Annotated in this window: 2 protein-coding genes; both read left to right on the forward strand. The window is 64.1% G+C overall.

Features of this window, described 5'->3' with window-relative positions:
* On the forward strand, nucleotides 1-1,080 hold a 1,080-nt coding region (locus ACZ56V_RS35220; RefSeq protein WP_468947680.1), incomplete at its 5' end, for a WXG100 family type VII secretion target.
* A 20-nt stretch (nucleotides 1,081-1,100) separates the two neighbouring features.
* Nucleotides 1,101-1,634: a WXG100 family type VII secretion target gene (locus tag ACZ56V_RS35225; protein ID WP_468947682.1), complete on the forward strand. Its 534-nt coding sequence runs from the start codon at nucleotides 1,101-1,103 to the stop codon at nucleotides 1,632-1,634.
* Nucleotides 1,635-1,658: the final 24 nt, after the last annotated feature.

The raw sequence follows: 1,658 nt of genomic DNA on the forward strand, positions 1-1,658 counted from the left end.
CTCGAAGACGGATCATTCCTCTCCGAAGACGGAACCACCCTCATCACCCCAGACGGCCAAACCCAACACGGCAGAACCACACCCGACGGACACTTCCAAACCCAACACGACATCAACGGCCAACCCACCTGGGGCACCCAAACCGACAACGGCGGCTTCCTCACCGAAGACGGAAAAACCTACGTCGACCCCACCGGCAAAACCCAACACGGAATCACCTCCCCCACCGGAGCATTCCTCCCCAACGGCGAAACCCGACAAGTCGACGGACAACAACTCTACGGCTCCCGCCTCGAAGACGGATCATTCCTCTCCGAAGACGGAACCACCCTCATCACCCCAGACGGCCAAACCCAACACGGCAGAACCACACCCGACGGACACTTCGTCGTACCGCGGGACATCAACGGCACGACCATGTGGGGAAGCCCGACGAAGGATGGCGGTTTCATCTCGCAGGACGGCAAGACCTACGTCGACCCCTCGGGGAAGATCGAGCACGGGATCAGCTCCCCGGACGGCGCTTTCATCCCGAACGGTACGACCCGCACGCTGCCGGACGGCACGGTCGTCTACGGCTCGACGGCGGGTGACGACTTCATCTCCAGCGACGGCCACACACTGGTGCTGGACGACGGCACTGTCCTGAAAGGCACCCTGGACCCCAAGACCGGGATCTTCACCGGGGACAAGGGCGGCTCCTACTTCGTCGGCCAGGACGGGGCCCGGCACGGTACGCGGCAGGACGACGGCGCGCTGTTGCTAGACGACGGCACACGGGTGATGACTCCGTACTCCTGGACGGTCGACTTGCAGGAGATGGCCGGCGCCATCCTGAAGGTGCGGGCCCAGGCCGAGGCCATCGAGGAACACGTCGATGCCATCTCCTCCCAGTACTGGAACGTCCGGCACGACTGGTCGTCCCCCGCCGGCACGACCTTCGACGAGGTGTCCACTCAGGCGGAGAAGGCGATGAGCAAGCTGGGGCATCTGCTGGCGGACATCCTCGAACGCATGCAGATCACCCACGACAACTACGAACGCACCGAACTGGCCAACGTCAACAACGTCACCGAATAGAGCATCGGAGAAGCCCCGCCATGGCCCTGCCCGGCAACTGGGATTCGTCCACGATCACGGTGAACCCATGGGTTCTCCACTCCTCCGCCGAGGCGGTAGCCAAGTCGATCAAGGACGTCCTGACCGAACTCGGCACCATCATGACGGTGCTGGGCGAGCTCAAGCTGTCCTGGACGGGTGACTCCGCCGAGCTGGCCGAGCAGTACAACGAGCGCTGGAACAAGGCGATGAAGGAGCTCTACGGCACCGAGACGGACCCGTCCGCGGGCATCCTCAACGTGCTCGCGGCGGGCCTGGGCAGTGCGGCGGTGAACTACAGCCGTGGCGAACGTTCGGTTTCGGACATGTTCGCCAGGTTGGAGGCGAGTCTGCTGGGCATCTCCTTCGAGGACATGAACCTGCCCCCGGACGCGGACCTGGGGGACGTGCTGGCCGACGCGGAGCGACCCGAACCGCAGCCGTCCGACCCCACGATGGCGCCGCCGGAGATCGACGTCACCGACGTGGTGACAGACACCTACTGGCACACCACGTCGGTGAACGAGAAGTTCTGACGGCTCAAGGCAGGATGAACCACA

It is taken from the genome of Streptomyces sp. NPDC034099 (assembly GCF_055575415.1).